At 69.8% G+C, this 16,284-nt stretch carries 16 protein-coding genes, 2 pseudogenes and 1 riboswitch; of the genes and pseudogenes, 7 read left to right on the forward strand and 11 right to left on the reverse strand.

All coding sequences use genetic code 11. The features are described from left to right. Window positions 1–158: 158 nt before the first annotated feature. Entirely contained in the window at window positions 159–437 is a 279-nt protein-coding gene (locus tag NQU55_RS35580; RefSeq protein ID WP_168093031.1) for a hypothetical protein, read from the reverse strand. Beyond that, window positions 434–826 carry an isochorismatase family protein gene (locus NQU55_RS35585; protein ID WP_308402311.1) on the reverse strand — a complete coding sequence of 131 codons (393 nt, stop codon included), beginning with the start codon at window positions 824–826 and terminating at the stop codon, window positions 434–436. The genes NQU55_RS35580 and NQU55_RS35585 overlap by 4 nt, the downstream gene beginning before the upstream one ends. Before the next feature lie 1,715 nt (window positions 827–2,541). Between NQU55_RS35585 and NQU55_RS35590 the strand changes: the two genes are divergently transcribed. After that, window positions 2,542–3,516: an alpha/beta hydrolase gene (locus NQU55_RS35590; RefSeq protein WP_256791825.1), complete on the forward strand. Its 975-nt coding sequence runs from the start codon at window positions 2,542–2,544 to the stop codon at window positions 3,514–3,516. A 565-nt stretch (window positions 3,517–4,081) separates the two neighbouring features. Then, window positions 4,082–4,588, forward strand: a complete 507-nt coding sequence (locus tag NQU55_RS35595) for a hypothetical protein (RefSeq protein ID WP_256791826.1) — start codon at window positions 4,082–4,084, stop codon at window positions 4,586–4,588. A 288-nt stretch (window positions 4,589–4,876) separates the two neighbouring features. Here NQU55_RS35595 and NQU55_RS35600 read toward each other — a convergent pair whose 3' ends face one another. Then, complete coding sequence (locus NQU55_RS35600; protein WP_168096982.1) at window positions 4,877–5,086, reverse strand: helix-turn-helix domain-containing protein; 210 nt, start codon at window positions 5,084–5,086, stop codon at window positions 4,877–4,879. 1,194 nt (window positions 5,087–6,280) lie between these two features. Beyond that, window positions 6,281–6,661 carry a hypothetical protein gene (locus NQU55_RS35605; RefSeq protein ID WP_256791827.1) on the reverse strand — a complete coding sequence of 127 codons (381 nt, stop codon included), beginning with the start codon at window positions 6,659–6,661 and terminating at the stop codon, window positions 6,281–6,283. Window positions 6,662–7,701: 1,040 nt separating this feature from the next. On the opposite strand from NQU55_RS35605, the gene NQU55_RS37020 reads away from it, so the two are divergent. Then, window positions 7,702–8,031, forward strand: coding sequence for a DUF6422 family protein (locus NQU55_RS37020; RefSeq protein ID WP_256791828.1), 330 nt, complete (start codon window positions 7,702–7,704; stop codon window positions 8,029–8,031). A gap of 18 nt (window positions 8,032–8,049) precedes the next feature. Continuing rightward, window positions 8,050–8,379, forward strand: coding sequence for a DUF6422 family protein (locus tag NQU55_RS35615; RefSeq protein ID WP_256791829.1), 330 nt, complete (start codon window positions 8,050–8,052; stop codon window positions 8,377–8,379). Window positions 8,380–8,394: 15 nt separating this feature from the next. On the opposite strand, the pseudogene NQU55_RS35620 reads toward NQU55_RS35615, so the two are convergent. Beyond that, window positions 8,395–8,511: pseudogene (locus tag NQU55_RS35620) on the reverse strand (spermine synthase); the annotation flags it as partial. A gap of 128 nt (window positions 8,512–8,639) precedes the next feature. Here NQU55_RS35620 and NQU55_RS35625 point away from each other — a divergent pair. After that, a complete protein-coding gene (locus NQU55_RS35625; RefSeq protein WP_256791830.1) occupies window positions 8,640–8,783 on the forward strand; it encodes a hypothetical protein in 144 nt (47 codons plus the stop codon). 532 nt (window positions 8,784–9,315) lie between these two features. Continuing rightward, a riboswitch (SAM riboswitch) is annotated at window positions 9,316–9,430 on the reverse strand. 46 nt (window positions 9,431–9,476) lie between these two features. On the opposite strand, the gene NQU55_RS35630 is transcribed toward NQU55_RS35625, so the two are convergent. After that, window positions 9,477–10,760 carry a competence protein CoiA family protein gene (locus tag NQU55_RS35630; protein WP_168096648.1) on the reverse strand — a complete coding sequence of 428 codons (1,284 nt, stop codon included), beginning with the start codon at window positions 10,758–10,760 and terminating at the stop codon, window positions 9,477–9,479. Between the two features lie 62 nt (window positions 10,761–10,822). Here NQU55_RS35630 and NQU55_RS35635 point away from each other — a divergent pair, with 62 nt between their 5' ends. Then, a complete protein-coding gene (locus tag NQU55_RS35635) occupies window positions 10,823–11,287 on the forward strand; it encodes a hypothetical protein (protein ID WP_168096647.1) in 465 nt (154 codons plus the stop codon). A 268-nt stretch (window positions 11,288–11,555) separates the two neighbouring features. On the opposite strand, the gene NQU55_RS35640 is transcribed toward NQU55_RS35635, so the two are convergent. The 5 genes from NQU55_RS35640 to NQU55_RS35660 all read right to left on the reverse strand — a co-directional run bounded on the left by NQU55_RS35640 (window position 11,556) and on the right by NQU55_RS35660 (window position 14,672). Then, the gene (locus NQU55_RS35640; protein ID WP_168096646.1) at window positions 11,556–12,005 is read right to left on the reverse strand and encodes a hypothetical protein; all 450 of its coding nucleotides are present in this window, start codon (window positions 12,003–12,005) and stop codon (window positions 11,556–11,558) included. Between the two features lie 30 nt (window positions 12,006–12,035). Then, a complete protein-coding gene (locus NQU55_RS35645) occupies window positions 12,036–12,251 on the reverse strand; it encodes a hypothetical protein (protein WP_256791832.1) in 216 nt (71 codons plus the stop codon). A gap of 476 nt (window positions 12,252–12,727) precedes the next feature. Then, window positions 12,728–13,549 carry a hypothetical protein gene (locus NQU55_RS35650; protein WP_256791833.1) on the reverse strand — a complete coding sequence of 274 codons (822 nt, stop codon included), beginning with the start codon at window positions 13,547–13,549 and terminating at the stop codon, window positions 12,728–12,730. After that, window positions 13,546–14,454, reverse strand: a complete 909-nt coding sequence (locus NQU55_RS35655; RefSeq protein ID WP_256791834.1) for a sigma-70 family RNA polymerase sigma factor — start codon at window positions 14,452–14,454, stop codon at window positions 13,546–13,548. Before NQU55_RS35655 ends, NQU55_RS35650 begins: the two co-directional genes overlap by 4 nt. Beyond that, the gene (locus NQU55_RS35660) at window positions 14,451–14,672 is read right to left on the reverse strand and encodes a hypothetical protein (RefSeq protein ID WP_168097084.1); all 222 of its coding nucleotides are present in this window, start codon (window positions 14,670–14,672) and stop codon (window positions 14,451–14,453) included. The genes NQU55_RS35655 and NQU55_RS35660 overlap by 4 nt, the downstream gene beginning before the upstream one ends. A gap of 792 nt (window positions 14,673–15,464) precedes the next feature. Between NQU55_RS35660 and NQU55_RS35665 the strand changes: the two are divergent. After that, a pseudogene (locus NQU55_RS35665) lies at window positions 15,465–16,284 on the forward strand (transposase); the annotation flags it as partial.

Raw genomic sequence — 16,284 nt, forward strand, 5'->3', positions numbered from 1 at the left:
ACGATCTAGCTCCGAACATGATCCGAGAAACAGCGCCTAGTAGAGGCACCTTCCACCGTCTCGGCGACACGGCTGGCCAGGTCCTCCCACGGACGTGGAGCGACGACCGGCACGTCGGCCGCCCGCGCCCGTCGTCGAGTACTACCTCGGCATGGTCGTCATGGCTGGCCCCCCGTACGGCGCGGCCGGACAGCATGCTGACGCCCCAGTTCCTGGTGCCGGGCCAGGTCGCCCGCGAGCGCCCCCGCGAGTGCCGTGCCGGTCGACCAGCCACCCGGCACGTTCTCCAGCGCCCCGATCGATCGCAGCTTCGCACCCACCTGCTCGGCCTCGACAACCGCGCACGTCATCCGCAGGCTCGACGCCATCACCGCGGCGGCTACCCCCGCCGGCCCCGCACCGACGTCGAGCAAGTCCGCGTCCCAGGACCGGTTCACGCACAGGCTCCTTCCGGAGCAGGGACACGGTCGGCGAGTACGTCCGCCACCTGGTCGACCGTGAGCAGCTGATGGGCGCCGATGTTGCGCCGGGCCAGCAGCAACGCCGTCTCGTGCACCTCGGCACCGCCGGTCGACGCGCACGCGTCGGTGACGATCCACGGCGTGGGCCCACCGTGGTACGCGGCGACGGCGGTGTCGTAGACGCAGCTGTCGGTGTCGATGCCGCACAGCACCAGATCCGTCCACCCCCGCTCGTCGACAGCGCGGACCAGGTCCTCGGTCAGCGCACTCGAGACGGTCTTGTCGACCAGGAGGCCGCCGAGTCCAGGAACGGCTCCAGGCTCTCGACCAGCGCCTGCTCCTCGGCTGTACGCAGCCGCGTCCAGCCCCGAGGCGGAGGCTGACGCTCAGGCCCTCGCCGGGCTCCTGGCGTCCTGGGATGCCCACGCGCCACAGCCGCGAAGCGACGAGGACTACCTCACCTTCGCCCGGGCTGCTCTCCAGATCTTCGCACCCGGCACGGAATAGGAGCACCGGCTCGGTTATCGACACCGGCTTGGAAGGTGGGCTCCCCACTTGGGCAGTCCACCTTCCAAGCCCTGGTTGCCCAGCGCTGAGGCCGTGTGCGGCGCCACGAAAGCCGCAGCGGCAGCCCGGACCGTCGCCGCCAGGGCGTCGTACACCTCGACGTCGGGGCGTGCGTGCCGGAGCTGTTCGACGACGTCCAGGCGGCGCGTACTGGGGATGTGCACCGACTACGATCTCGGCGCCGCGTGCGGCGTGGGCGCCGAGATCGTACAGGGCGATCGGCTGGATGCTCTCCGCGCACAACCAGAACAGGATGACGTCGGCGCGGTGCAGGTGCTCGTACCCCCAGGCGACCTGCTCCCAGGCGGCCACAGGGTCGCCCTCGGGGAAGTCCGCTCAACGCCGACGGCACGCAGCTGGAGAGCTGCTCGGGTCTGCCAGTCCGGGTAACCGGTGATGCCCCGGTCAGGAACACCGCGGACCCGCTGCCGTCGTACGGATCGGGCGAGCGGACGTACTGGTCGGCCGAAGGCTGGTGGTGGCCGGCCATCGCGTCGAGGAGGTCGCGAACCAGGGCCCGCCCGTGCGCGTCGCCGGTGGGGTAGGCGCGCAGAACGGGAGCCAGCTGCCAGGAGACGAGGTCGGGGTGCGGTCGCAGCATCTGCACGAGGGCCTCGCCGGTGATCACACCGCCTGCGGCGAGCCCGTCCAGGCCATCGTCGACGCTGGCACTCAGGGACATGGTCCGAGCGCGGTGTTCCTCGGTCGGGTGGGGTGCCCATCGTCCGTATAGGTAGTCGGTGGCGAGGGTTCTGGACAGCGCTGCAGCTCGGTCATGACCGTGATCCTCCCGGCGAACCAGGAGGCGGAACAAGGGGGTAACGGCCGAAAGGGCGCCCCTGGGACGGGCCCCGCACTGTCGAACGTTTTTGGTCACACATCTATCGCGTGGCTGAACCGGTGCCATCCTGATCGCCCGCGGGCAGCGTGATCTTCCGCCTCCCCCAGGCCAGGGCACCCCCGCGGTCGGCCCCGCCTGCGGGCAGCCCCCTCCGGGCGGGGCCGCGTCGCACCTCCTGGCTCCCCACGGGAGGCCCGACGCGCGCCCCGAAACTGCCCTTGCCCGGCCTGGCAGCGGCCACAGCTGCTGCCATCGCACAGTCGGCTCCAGACCCCGTTCCACCGGAAGCAAGTCCCGAGTGCCGGAGTACCCGCGGAGCCCTGCGCGCCGCGGGGGTCCAACTGCCCGTCGGCCCGCCGCCTCACCCGCAAAGCCGCTCGGAAGGCCACGCCGGTCGTCGCCATGATGCCTGTCGCGGCGTGACCGACATCTATCTCGTCGTCGTCACGCCGATGATCCTCTGCTCCTCCGCGGAGCGGGCTTTCACTGACTGTAGCGAGGCCCGCCTTCGCTCATCTGCCGGCACAGCTCGGCCCGGCCCTGCTCAAGCCGGTGCTCGCCGTGCCAGATCTCGAAGAGGCGGGAGGCGAGCTGCTCCGTTCAGCGCGCGGCCCCGGCCCCGATGCGCCGATCATGGGCATGCGAGCTGCGTTCCCCGTGAGGAGAGAGGCCATGGTTCAGTCGCCGCCCCCGTTCGACGCCGAGCTCGCCGTGGCCCTGGAGTCCGGCAAGGATGTGCCCCCGCCCGGGCTCACCCCGGAAGACATCCCCGAAAGGCGCCAGGTGCTACTTGACCAGGTGTCGGCCGATCTGGACCTGACGATGGGCGGGACCTTCGACGTCGAGCACCGGACAATTCCGGGGCCGAAGAGTGCGCCGGCCCTCTCGCTACTGGTCTGCCGCCCGGCGAGCCCGGCAACCCCGCGCCCCGGCCCCGCTTTCTACTTCGCCCACGGTGGGGGCATGGTCCTGGGCGACCGCAGGGTCGGGGTGGACGTGGCGCTGGAGTGGGCCAGGGAACTGGACTCGGTGGTGGTTTCGGTCGAGTACCGGCTGGCCCCGGAGCATCCGTACCCTGCCGCGATCGAGGACGTGTACGCCGGCCTGCTGTGGACCGCCGGGCATGCTGGGGAGATCGGCGGCGATCCGGACCGGATCGTCATCGCGGGCGTCAGCGCGGGCGGCGGGCTGACCGCCGCGCTGGCCCTGCTCACCCGCGACCGCAAGGGCCCACGGCCCCTCGGTCAGGTCCTGCTGTCCCCGATGCTCGACGACCGCAACGACACCCCCTCCGCCCGCCAGATGGAAGGTCTGGGTGTCTGGGACCGTAGCGCCAACGAGACCGGCTGGACGGCATTGCTCGGCGACCGTCGCGGCGGCCCGGACGTACCCGCGTACGCGGCACCGGCCCGGGCCAGCGACCTGTCCGCACTGCCTCCGGCCTTCCTGGACGTCGGCTCCGCCGAGACCTTCCGGGACGAGGTCGTCACCTACGCCTCGCGGATCTGGCAGGCCGGCGGCGAAGCCGAACTGCACGTATGGCCCGGCGGATTCCACGGCTTCGACGGCACCGCCCCACAGGCCGCCCTCTCACAGGCAGCCCGCGACGCCCGCCTGCGATGGCTGCACCGGCTCCTCACGCCCTGAACCACAGACAACGCCATGCGCTCAACCATCATCCGGCACCCATAGACATCCCGTTCAGGACCAGACCGCGTGGGAAGCTGGCTCCGCTTGCGGGCAGCCCCCTCCCGGCGGGGGCGCGTCGCACCTCCCGGCTCCCCACGGGAGGCCCGACGCGCGCCCGAGACAGCGAGGAACTGGTGGGTCGTCATGAGGCTGTAATCGTCCTTCGGGTCCCATGCCAGTGACGGGAGCAGCCTGGGCGGACTGCTGCGGGATCTTGCCGTTCGGTGGACGGCGTGGCGATGGGGTCAGGGGTTGCCTATGGTGGTCGTGGCCTTGCGGGAGTCGCCGTTGCCGAAGGTCAGCACGTAGTGGTGCTGGAGGCCACGGTCCGGGAGCGCCCTTTCGGGACTATCCGGGGGCGTTCGTGCTGGTCACAGGACTGATAGTGGCGGTTCTCACCTGATCGGGTGGTGTGACCGGCGAGGAGGGGCGTGGTGGGCGGGCGGGCGTGGACCCTGGTCTCCAGGGGGAGGCGCCCCGTCCGCATGAGGGTGCACCCACAGCCGAGCAGAGGTGAGCCGGAATGATCCGTACACTCGTCCGCCGCTCCAGTGTCCACCGCCGGTTGCTGGCGGTCGGCGCGGCCTTGCTAGCCACCATCGTGCCGATGACCGCCGCTGAGGGGGCCGCGCCGTCGAATTCCGACCTTGAGGTGGTCCGGATCGACCCCGACCCCGCCGGACCCGGTGGCACCACGACGGTGCACGCCTTCATCGCCAACCTGGGCCCGGAGCAGACAGCCTCGCCGTTCACCGTGACGGTCACCCTGCCGGACGGGGTCACGGCGGAGCGACCGTTCTTCCCGGAGACCTGCACCGAGATCGCGAACGGCCGCCGGGTCCGCTGCACCTTCCTGGACGCGGTCGCCAGGTTCGACAGTGCCACCGCCCTCATCCCGGTCAGGCTCGCCACCACCGTGCCTATCAACGGAACTCTGACAGGCGGCCGGGTCGAGGTGCGCAGCCCCGAAGACAAGAACCGGGCCAACGACGAAAGGCCCTTCGAGATCCACGTCGTGCAGGACACCTGATTCAGGGCGGAGGCTTCCCGGGCGGTGGCAGAGGACCCCTGTCCGGGGCCTCATCATCGGGCCGCCTGCCTTCGTCAAGGCGTCTACCGGGGCTGCCCAGCGTTCCTGCTTCGCTGTGCCCGGGCGGCGGCCTGCGTCACGGGCCCGGCCCTGACCGGTGCCGATGAGTCCTGCGACCGGCCGCACCAGCACCGGTCTGCCGCCTGTCCGCGGCAGCACAGCCAAGGGACGGGAGCGAGGCGGACGGTCCAGGGGGGCGGGAAGTCCGCGGGGGCCGCCTGTGACGGGTCAGGGCTTGCGGTGCCGGTGAGATGCGCCGCCGCGTTCACGCAGCGTCGTCCCGGCCTCCAGGAGGAGGCGGTGGACGCTGCTGTACGACCTGCCGGTGGCGTCGGCCAGCTCCCGCACGGAGGCGCCCCCTTCGTAGAGCTTGCGCAGCCGGGCACCGACCTGGTGGCGGATCTCGACGTCGAGGTGCTTGCCTCTCTTCAGCGGCATCCCTGTCGGCTGAGCCTGGCGGGGTGGGGTCCGGCCGGTCGTGGGGCGGCCTGGCCGCGCAAGGGTGTACCGGCCTCGACCAGCAGGGTGCGTACACGTACGGGGCGGAGTGGCCGGTGGCGCGGGCCAGGCCCTGGATGGTGGCGCCGGCCTCGTAGAGGCGGCGCAGTTCGGTGCCGATCAGTCGGCGGGTACTGGTGGCGTAGTGGCGCGGGCCGTGCGTCATGAGGAGGAGGTTCGTCCATCTCGCTGATGCCGGCCCCGGACGGAACTGGCATCAAATAGCATCACATGCCACAAGCCGGTCACATCCTGCTCGCCGACCCGTCACAGGCCGTGCCCAGTGGACGTCTCATTCCGCGAGTGGGACGAGCTCGCAAATTCCCTGGACGCCGAAGACCTCGGTGACGGCAGGGGCCCGCGCGGGCCAAGGCACAAGAGCACGCGGCTCCTGCCACACCTCCACCACCATGCGTTCGCTCTTCGGGCGATGGCACGGCATCCCGACGCCAAGGACGAGGCCCTCAGCCGCGCTGCACTCGACGACCACGAGCGCTGCCGTACACCCCAGTCAGTAGCTGAGCTTCCCAGCGCGTGTGGAGCGGGTTGACCTTTCCGGAAGGCCGCCTGATCGGCCCATGGCCCCAGGTGGAGGGTCGGCGTCAGCGCTTCAATGCGCCCCCCTTCCATGGACGTTCCGGGCCCCGGCCCTCGGGGCCCGGCCCGATTCCAGAAGGCGGCAGTCGACCGGGATTCACGGCCGCCTCGTCCGGCAGGGGGGCGCCGATGGGGCGTCACCGCAGGAGGCCGCTGCGCGAACGGATCGCAGCTGTGATCCGGGAGCTGTGGAGGTGGCCCAGCGGACGGTGACCGCCAGTCCTCAGAGAGGTTGAGGGCTGACGGTCGCAAACCGCCGCCATGCGGTTGGCCCTCGCCGACGGATTTCCGGCCGTTGGTGGGGGCCTTCTTCGTGCCGCTACGCGAGCTTCGGTTTCCGCTCCGGCACTCAGCGGCTTCCACAGACCGACTGTCACGCACTGCTGCTGTGGTCCTTGCACCACGCTATCCCGACGCCCCTGCCCTGCGCGAGTAGCTACCCGGCCCGTGGTCGCCTTGCGAGTGCCCCCAGACCCCCGTCCCGGGTCGCGCCGGGGACGGGGGATTGACTTCCTGTGGCAAAGCCAGCGGTCTGGCTTAAACCACCACGATCACATGGAAGCTGCGGTCTTCCAGCGCCCCTGCCGAGTTGAACGTCTGAAGGAACAAGCAGTTATTGGTGCCGTTCCGGCCCGTTACGGAGATCTCGCCGCTCGGCGGATTAGTGACGTTTCCGGGAAGGCCGATGCTTGCGACATATGTGCCGCTAGTTACCGGCGTATTGAAGCAGACCTGGTAGGTACCGACGTTCAGCCTGCTCGCCGACGTTGCACCGGAGCTCTGCGCCGTAATGAGGAGCCCGTTGGCTGCCACAACGGCCCGCCCGATTACTTGAGCCAGTTCTGCTGCACTGGCCGAACCCTCCGAGCTCTCTCCTGCAGGAGAGTCACCGGCCTCGGCGGGAGTGTTATTGTCCATTTCGCTCTCCTCTCTTTCTGCGAGTGCGGGATCCCGCCTAGAAGCGCTAATGTCAGCCTTCTGCTGATATCGCCATCATGGAGATCACCCCTTGGTGGGCCTTCGGTGCGCGTCGATGCCGATATGCGCATAACGAACGCTGCCCAGATGGGATGCGTATAGCGGTCGCAGAGCTGCGGCATCAACCGTTCCCGCTTGTCAAGGACAGGTTAAATCCACGCCTGATTTCCTGATACTGGACTAAGCTCCAAACTTGAAAAACGTATAACCTGTTCATCCGATCAGCCGGAAAATAATCACCTTTTGTTTTGCGTAATTGTGGCAGAGCTGGTCGAGTGACCCGCGTCGCCCTCAACTCCGCCCAGCGAATTCACCCCGCCCCGCCCTTACAAGCTGGCCGACCTCGCCGCGGCCTCCGGGATGTCGATCTCCGGCGTCCGGACTGCCTACGACTACGAAGAAGTCACCGGCGTTCGGCACCCCACGGTCTCAAGCTGCGGGAGTGGCGGACCGCTGACCTCGACGTCCTGACCCCTCAGACACCAGCCGCAAAGTAGCGTCCAGGGCTTCGTGGCCAGGTACGAGGTCCCGGCCACGTCGTCCCGCGTCTACGCGATCAACCGATCCGGGTTCCGTCGGCTGCTCGACGAAGCAGCGGTCGGCGACACCATCCGCATCGCGGACGCGGCGCGGCTGTTCCGCTCGATCGCATCGCACGGGAGACCGTCGTCAGCTGACCGGCGGGCCGCCCCCGGCCTGCCGCTCGGCCAGCAACCGCCGTACCTGTTCGTGCGAGACCCCGCAGAATGTCCGGCGTCCACTTCGCCCGCTGCGCGCGATCGCCTCGTCCGTGGGCCGGTCGAACCGGCGAGGGTCAGCGAGCGGGGCCGCCGCGATCGCAAACACACGGCCCGGACACCCGGGCCACTTCCCATTCTCCCGCGCGCCGCAAGACCGCCCCACCCCTGGCGGCCCCCGTCCGACGGACGCGCGTGCGCGCTGCGGGGGATCGGTCCGCGATCCCTGGTAGGACGGTAGCCGTGAACTGGAATGACAGAACGAAAGCCCAGAACCGGACCCTGGCCGAGGCGGGCGCCCTGCTCATCGAAGCCCGCCGCAAGGCCGCGGACCTCGTACGCGCCTCGGGCGCGGACCTGTCTCCCGAGGAACGCGACTGGGTCGGCCGCCCCTGCCTGGCCGAGCTGGATCCCCCGCCGACCCCGCACTTCTGCGGCTGCGGCGACTACGGCGGCTCGGGCGGCGAAGAACCCTGCCTGAACAGCTGGACCGACTTCACCGGCCCGGACTTTGGCTCGGGATCGCCCACCAGGATCTGCGAGCACACGGAATCCGAGCACGCCCAGATCTGACCGGTCAGGAGGACGCAGATGTCCGAGTCGAAGCGGAACGACAGGACCGACGAGCAGTCGCGGATGCTGGCTGAGGCCGCTGCGCTGCTCATCGAAGCGCAGGACAAGGCCGCGGCGATGATCCGCGAGGCGGGGTTGGAGCTGAGCTCCGCGGAGCGGAACTCGTTCGAATTCAGGTGTTCCGGAGAGCTGCCGCCTCCGCCGACTCCGCACTGGTGCCGCTGCCGACGCTACAGGGGTTCGGGTGGCGACGATCCCTGCCGGACGGAGTTCCCCGACCACGGCGGTGTGGGCGGAGACCAGTGGGTGAGATGCGGGCATTTCAAGGAGACCCACGGCGTGTTCTGAGTCGTTCGTCCACCGGAACACCGACGCCGACGGCTTCGAGGACGGCTTCGCGCCGGCGTTCGTGACCGGGGCGGCTCCGCTGGTGAAGTCCGTCAGTGCGCGGCCGTGTTCGACGCGGCCGGCGTCGGGGTCGCCCTCGATCAGACCAACGATGGTCAGCAGGCAGGGAAACGGGGCTCGCCTGCTACCCGCGATCTACTTTGCGGCTGGTGTCTCGGCTAGGACTCCGGGGCCAGGTAGGCCCTGTTCTCCCGAAGCTGATGGCCTTGCGTGCCGTCGTCGCAGGCGACATCGAGCAGGCCGCCACCTACGGGCTGGCCGATGTCGCCAAGGAATTCGCCGACCGTGACCTGGTTGTCGAGCTGGTCCACCGCGACCTTGACAAGGACGTCGTCGAACGCTGACCCCGGCCCAGGAAAGAGGGCGTCCGCAGCCATTGGAGCTGGTTGCGGACGCCCTGCTCGACTGTAGCGGCCGTGACCGGAACGGAACCGCCCCGGGCCCGGAACGTTCCCGGCCGCCGGGTACTGCGGGTGCGGCTCACGCGCGCAGCGTGCTCACGCCCAGTTCAACAAGTCGTCGGCCACGAGGTTCGCGTCGTTGATCAGCGGTTACTTCGCGGTGTGGGGCTCACCTTCTCGCCGGACCCACGGGATTGGAGCAGGGCCACGGGTGACGGTGAGCAGGCCAACGGCGATTGCCACGAGTGCTGCGCAAACCGTGACGGTCGCGGCGAACGCCTTGCCACCACGTCGACAGCGATCCGACCAATGGGAGGCGGAAGCGTGAGGGAGCGCAGCCGCAACCCCGGCGGCGACCAAACCGATCAGAAGAAGCACGCAAACGATCAAGAAGATGAGCGCCATGGAGGCACCGGAGTAAGGGGCGGCAGCCAGAGCAAGCATTCGACAATCCCGTGGTCATACGGCAGCACAAGCCGTTTCCTAACCACACGGCACACCCGCGCGGTCGGACATGACCCGGGGCATCCACCTCAAACGGGCGATTGCCGGACGACCGGCCGGGGCCTCATCAGTCGCCGCTCCATGCTGCCCCCAGGCCTACCCGATGCCTGCACGACCCAAACCGCGGGCCCCCTAGGCGCGAACGGGCAGTGGTTCCACGCAGGCCTGGTCCACCTTGTACCTGATGGGGTCGACGACGTGGACGTGGAACGGTGCCCAGGCTCGGGATGCCAGCACTTCCAGGTCGTCGACGGACGGGACGAGGATGTCCAGGTCTTCCGCCCATGAGCGCAGCAGGCCCGGATCGGGGCAGGCCACGGCGACCGGTGCGTCCCACATAGGGCGCTCCCCCTGGTACTCGTACACGGGGCGGCCGTTGCTGTACCGGGCGTCCGGCGCGCCGAAGGCCAGCTTCTGGCCGAAGTGCGATTCCGCCATAGCCCGGAAGATGTTCCACTGCCGCCGGTCCAAGCCCGTGCGCTGCCAGAACGCCCCGTACACGCGGTCCCGGATCTCCTTCTTCCGGGCCTTCTCCCGCTTCTCCGCGGCCTGCCGACGTGCTGTGGCTCGCTCGGCTTCCTCCGCCCGGCGCGCGGCCTCCTCCTCCGCGCGGGCGTGCTCGGCTTTCAGGGCCACGTAGGAAGGTGCCGTCCACCACTGCCGCCAGGAGTCGTTCCAGCTCTTGGTCCAGCCCTCCGCCCACTCGTACCAGCCGGCGCCCGTGACCCTCTGATTGCCCGAGCGTGGCGTGTACGGGACGACGCGGCCGGCCAGGATCCACGCCACCGCGTCGGCGAGCGTCGCCTCGACCGGCCACCAGCTCCCCCGGCCGATGTGCACGGTGCCGCGGTCCCACCGGAAGCGGGCCAGGCCGGCGGCCACCACCCACCCGTCGCCAGGGTCGTCGGGAGGCTGGACCAACAGCGTCGGCACCGTGCCCACCCACGGCCGCGGCCGCAGGCCGAACCAGCACACCGCCACGCCGTCCCGCTCGTACAGGCCGGTCCGCGCCGCGATGTCCTCCACCGTGATCGGCGACAACTGCGCCTCCAGCGCCATCAGCCGGCTGCCGTCTGCACGGGAGACCATCACGTCCGCCCGCCACCCCCCGGTGGGCGCGGCGACCTCCAGCTCAGCCCGGAAGCCCGCCGCCCGCGCACAGGTCACCAATTCGAGCTTGAGCAGGTGATGCTCCAGCGACTCGGCCGCCAGCGAGCACGACGGAGGCCTGCTCCGGTGGTAGATGTGCCGGGTCCCCAACTTGGAGACACGCGCATGGACCTGACCGCCGCACTCCGGGCACACCAGCTCTACGCCGCGCCCCCGGTGGATCTCCTCCCACGACCGGCCGCAGCCCAGATCGTCCAGGGTGATGTCCACCCGCCCCCCCTCGGCGTGCTCTGCAGTGAACTGCACCGGTTTCCCTCCCCCGCCGTCTCCGGCTCCCGGGCCATGATGCCCCCGGACACTGACACAGCGTGTCGCGGGAGCCGGACAACCCGTTGAACCCGACCCGCCCCCTGGAGGTGCTGCCCGTGACCCTGCTCCGCCGTCCGCGCGCGATAACGACGCTGGCCGCGGCCGCGACCACGCTGCTGTCCGTCGCGACTCCGGCCTCCGCCAGCAGCAGCGCCTGCTCCCACGACCGGGCCGGCGCGCAGGCGTGCAGCCGGCTCGACGGCCCGAACGAATGGAACGCGGTCACCAGGATCTGGACGAACCCTCCAGCGTCAGAGAAGACGCGGACCATGTGCCTGTACTGGAACGGCAAGAGGTTCAGCACCGTGACGGCCCGCAGGGTCGGCAAGCCCTTGAGCTACACCTGGTCGTCCATGAACACCGGCACGGACACCACCCTGTGCATAAAGATCAAGGGCAGCCGGCACCAGGCTGCGAGACGACCCGATACGTCGGCGACCGCGCGTCGAGCTGACCCGACATGACCCGCAGAGCCACCGCCCCCGCTGCCGCCGCCGACACCCCGCGCGACCACGTGCTCGCCATCCCTGCAGACCCCTGCCCCGTCGGCCCGGCCGACGACGACCGCCGGAACGCAGAAGAAGACAAGGAGGCGAAGGGCAAGGCGCCGATGAGCCCGGCGCCGAGCCCGTTGGCTCGTACACCCGCCGGAGCCTACTGGCCCACCGGGGGCACCGTTTCACGCCCAGGCCAGCTGACTCTCCCACTCCTCGACCGCCTGGTGGTCCCCGGTCATCGCGTACCGGCGCAGCTCGATGCGCTCTGCTGTCTCGTGGCTGCTCGGGTCTTCGCGGAAGGCTGCTGCCAGTGCGCGGGCGCGGCCCGGTCCGAGAGCCGGGCGGGCGCGATCTTCAAGTACAGGGTGCCCATCCGCCAGCGGGCGAGGCGCAGCTGCTCGACCAGGGCCCGGCCCGTGACCACAGCCTCACGCCCGTAATGGTCGCCCTGCTCGGGTACGTCCAGGGCAGCGCGGTACGCCTCCAGCTGCTGGCGGTCGCCGTCCAGGGCGAAGGCGCGCACGGCCATCGCGTGCGTCCGCCTGGTCTCGGTGTCGTACCCGGCGCCTTCCAAAGCAGCCAGGGTTTCAGCGTCCGTCAGGTCGGCCGGGGCGTGCCCCAGGGCGATGCCGCCCTCCCAGTGCGCGAACGCCTCCGGGCCGTCACCGGCCGGTGCGTCGGGCACGCGGGGAACGAGCGCCGCAGGGGCGCGGACCTACTCGACGGCCTGGAGGACCGGGCCGCACAGCTGCTCGGCGTCGAGGGATGTCTCCAGCATGGCGGCGCGGTCTGCGATCTTGGCAGCAACGTCGTGGACCCGTCCCTGGACCTCCCGCCAGGCCCGGCCGGACAGGGCAGCGAGGATGCCGTCCCCCGCGGGGGACATCAGGCCCAGCTCAACGAGCTCCGCGCCGAGCTGGTCGGAGGTCACCGCCTGGTCGACGAGCCGGTAGGCATGGGGGCGGCCGACGCCGAACTCGCTCTTGGCGTATGCCTTCCACGAGGGGTAGCCGAGGACAACCCGTCGTGCGCGCGGCGCACGGCAGCAGCGAGCCGCTCGGTGGTCCGTCCGTACGTCTGCTCATCCGCCGAGCTGTCTTCCGAGAGCCGGCCTCTGAGGCAATCCCGGTGGAGGCCCTGTTCCTGCTACTCGGGGCTGACCATTCTGATGGCGGTCCCCACATCCAGCATGGGCACCGTCTCTGTGCCCAGTGACGTGGCGGTGGTGCGGAGGCCATGATCAGAAATCCCTTCGGGACGGGGCGACGGTGACGCAGTCGACGAAGTCCAGGCGGATACGCCCGGTCGCGGGCCTGCTGTACGACGGCGGCGTCGAAGTCCTGGAGGTCCTTGTTCCGGTCCGCGGACCCCTGCGCTGCTCCCTGGGGGCGCAGCGCAGGGGCTCCTTTATCGAATTGCGGTCTCGTCGACCTGGCAGTGGGCTTGCATGGCGGGGTGGGGTGCGTCCTGCTGGAGGCCGGGGTGAGTGTGAGGGCGGGCTGGGAGGTTGCTGGGGCCGTCGGGCCGGTCGGCGGCTGCCTCCAGCAGGGCGCGGATCCTGTCGGCGAAGTCGGGGCCGGGCAGGGGCAGCTCGCTTTCGGGTTCGCGGAGGTAGCCGACGGCGACGGCGGTGGGCATGTAGTCCATCAGCTCGATGACCACGGCTGAGCGGGGGCGTTTGGTGTGTTTGGCAAGGCGTCGCAGGACGCGCAGGATCGTGGTGATCGGGGCCCTGTCGTCGTGTTGGAGGACGACGGGTTTGCCGTCTCGGTGAGAGTCGGGGCGCGCAGGTGCGGCTGAGGCGTGTGCGTCGTCGGTCTGGTTGTGCCACCAGCGGGCGGTGTGGGTCTCACCGAGGGAAAGGTGGTGGAGGTAGAGGCAGTAGGCGGCGGCGCGTTGGCCGGCGCCGGCAGCGTACTGCCACCAGAACCGGGCGCCGTCGTCGGTGTCCGTCAGCTGCAGGACGCAGGCCAGGACCAGCGCGCTGCGCGGTGCGGGCACCTGTTCGGTGACGAAACCGGCGACCTCGGTGGCGGGGGTGTGGGTGACCAGGGTCTCGCACAGCGCGCGCAGGTCCTCTGCCGCGGCTGCCGACGCGTTCGGTGTCCGGCCCGGCGTGACGGCAGGCCGGGCGCCCCGGGCGGCTTCGAGGGGTGGGACGGTGTCGCGGGGCACGGTGCGGCCGCGGGTGAGCAGGGCCCTGGACAAGATGTCTTCGAGCGTGGTCATGGTGTTCGTCCTCCGGTCTGGGGCGGCAGCCCGATGGTGTCGTCCAGGAAGCGTTCGGCGTGGCGCTCGTCGGACCGCACAGCGGCCAGCGGAATGCCGAGAAGATCGGAGACCTTCTTGGGGCTGAACCCGCACAGGTGCCGCAGCACCATGACGTCGAGCTGGGCGTCGGGCAGTTTGCTGATCGCGGTGAACAGCTCCAGACTTTCCGCCAGCTGCGCGGCCTGGTTCTCCTTGGAGGTCTGGGTGCGCAGGGCGACGGTGTCGAAGGCGGCCTCGCCCAGGATGGGCCGTTTGTCCCGGTGGCCGGCCTTGGCCATGACGGTGGCGCGCAGGATGTTCCAGGCGTAGCGGCGGATGTCCGGGCTGGCGAGGGCCTCGTCGAAGGACAGCCACAGGATGGCAAAGACGTCTTCCACTACCGCGTCGCGGTGTTCGCCGTGGAGGAAGACCTCGGCGTAGCGCCGGTAGTCTGCTTCGACCATCGAGCGCAGGGCACCGTGTTCCAGGGGCGGGCCGGGGTGGGCGGTGGCCACCGTGATGGTTCCCTCGGTGGAGCGGTCGACCCAGTCCCGGCTCTTGCCGGCGTCCAGGGCCGCCTGTCTCCACAGCCGGTACAGGGGCCATCCGGGCATGTCGAGCTCGGCCGCCAGGCGCTGGATGACTTCCCAGCGCGGGTAGTGACCTACGCCGCGCAGCAGCTCGGAGAGCTTGGACTTGGCCAGTGGGACACGCAGGCTGAGGTCGCTGAGGGTGCGGCCGCTGGTGAGGTAGCACTCGCGGGTGGGATCGAGCCAGGCTCGATGGGAACTGCTGACGGTGCCTGCGACGGGTCCGAGTTTGCGGCCGGGTCGGGCCGGGGCTGGCTCGGAGTCCGGCCCCGGGACGTTGCACGGCGTCTTCACGGGGCGTCGTCCTCCTGGTCGGGCCCCGCCGTCCCGCGGTGCCCCAGGGCCTGCGCGGTCCGGGAGCGGAATCCTCGCAGGACCTGGGTCACCGTCAGGCCCAGCGCGGGAGCCAGCGAGGCGATCAGCGTCACGTGGCCCATGGCCGCCATCGCCATACTCCAGATGAAGACCATTCCGGCCAGCGCCAACAGCAGCGCTATTTTCTTTGTGTCCATCGCACCTCATCGTGTCGATGCCGCAGCCATCCGGACCGCGTCAATAGGGGCCCCGGCCAACCAGCGGGTGCCGATCCGTGGTTGAGGGGCCCTCAGCATGAACCCGGCACCGGGCGCTACGCCACGTGATCGCAAAATCACGGAACATTAGGAGTCGCGGACGGTCGGTTGCATAGCCGGAGATGACCGTTCCGGTGCACGTAGAACACGCCGAGGGCGCTTCGCGGGTGAAGTTCCCTGATTTCCTTGCAATCCCGTCGGAGAGCCCGTCATATGGAGGCAGGACACCTCGGTGTCGCCCTTCCATCCGGAAGAGGGCACGTCCCCGTGCCGAGAACGAGGGGGCGCGTGCCAGCCCGTTCCCGCCCGGCCTGAGCTGGAGACCAGGCGGGAACGGCGCACCCCTTACCGGGGGAAACGACCGTAGCGCAGGGCACTGACAACGCCCCGCGCAGCGATCCGAGGCATCGCCCAGGGCCCGTCTCGTCGTGCGGCGTCGCGACGTTCATCAACCGACACCGCCTTGCACCAGCTCTCTTCCGGCCCGGGGCCTCAGTGCCTGTCCTACGTTTTAGGGGCGGGCTCGGGCCGGTCATTCGTAGGATCGGTGGAGCCCAGGGCTCCGGGTATGGCTAAGTGCCTGTCGCCGGCGGATGGCTTCGGAAACTTGCGCCGCCCGGAGCCCGCGACGACTCGACCGCTGATTGGGATATGCGACTTGATCGCTTCGTAGGACAGTGCCGGCGAGGTCGTCTGCAGGGTGAACGTGGCGACGACCTGGTGGAGGTGACCGTGCCCGATATCTGGGCCGGGCTGGACATCGGCAAGGAACACCACCATTGCGTGGTGATCGACGCGGCAGGCGAACGACTTCTGTCGCGGCGGCGCCGCCCTGGTCATCGGCCTCTTACTCGACCACGAGCAGCCTTTGGTCTACCTTCCCGGCCTGGCCGTGCACCACGCTTCCGCTGCTTATCGGGGCCAGGGCAAGACGGACGCCAAGGATGCGCACGTCATCGCCGACCAGGCCCGGATGCGCCGTGACCTCGGCGTCCTGCAGGCCGCCGACGAGGTGACCGTCGACCTGCGTTTACTCATCATCCGCCGCACCGACCTGGTCTGCGACCGCACCCGGCAGATCAACCGGCTCCGCGCCCAGCTGCTGAAGATCTTCCCCGCCCTCGAACGCTCACTGACGCTGACCAACCAGGGCCCGGTCATGCTGCTGACCGGCTACCAGACGCCGGCGGCGATCCGACGCACCGGCGCCAAGCGCATCGAGACCTGGCTGAAGAACCGCAAGGTCAGAGGCGCCGCCGAACTCGCCCGGGCCGTGATCGAGGCGGCACAGGCCCAGCACACCGCCCTGCCTGGCGAGAAGCTCGCCGCGTCCCTGGTGGCCCGCCTTGCCAAGAGAGTGATCGCCCTCAATGAGGAGATTGCCGAGATCGACGCCCTCATCGAGGCACGGTTTCATCAGCACCAGCATGCCAAGGTGATCAACAGCCTCCCCGGAATGGGCCCCTGCCTCGGAGCGGAGTTCATCGCCGCCACAGGCTGTGACCTGGAGCCTTTCGGTACCGCCGGCCGCCTGGCCACCTTCGCCGGACTA

This window comes from Streptomyces telluris, from assembly GCF_024519335.1.
Classification (GTDB): Bacteria; Actinomycetota; Actinomycetes; order Streptomycetales; family Streptomycetaceae; genus Streptomyces; species Streptomyces telluris.

Coding starts and splice junctions, on each gene's coding strand:
- NQU55_RS35595 (WP_256791826.1), top strand. CDS start 4,082: ATGATCCGTACACTCGTCCGCCGCTCCAGTGTCCACCGCCGGTTGCTG.
- NQU55_RS35600 (WP_168096982.1), bottom strand. CDS start 5,086: ATGCCGCTGAAGAGAGGCAAGCACCTCGACGTCGAGATCCGCCACCAG.
- NQU55_RS35625 (WP_256791830.1), top strand. CDS start 8,640: ATGGCCTTGCGTGCCGTCGTCGCAGGCGACATCGAGCAGGCCGCCACC.
- NQU55_RS35605 (WP_256791827.1), bottom strand. CDS start 6,661: ATGGACAATAACACTCCCGCCGAGGCCGGTGACTCTCCTGCAGGAGAG.
- NQU55_RS35590 (WP_256791825.1), top strand. CDS start 2,542: ATGGTTCAGTCGCCGCCCCCGTTCGACGCCGAGCTCGCCGTGGCCCTG.
- NQU55_RS35660 (WP_168097084.1), bottom strand. CDS start 14,672: ATGGACACAAAGAAAATAGCGCTGCTGTTGGCGCTGGCCGGAATGGTC.
- NQU55_RS35650 (WP_256791833.1), bottom strand. CDS start 13,549: ATGACCACGCTCGAAGACATCTTGTCCAGGGCCCTGCTCACCCGCGGC.
- NQU55_RS35615 (WP_256791829.1), top strand. CDS start 8,050: ATGTCCGAGTCGAAGCGGAACGACAGGACCGACGAGCAGTCGCGGATG.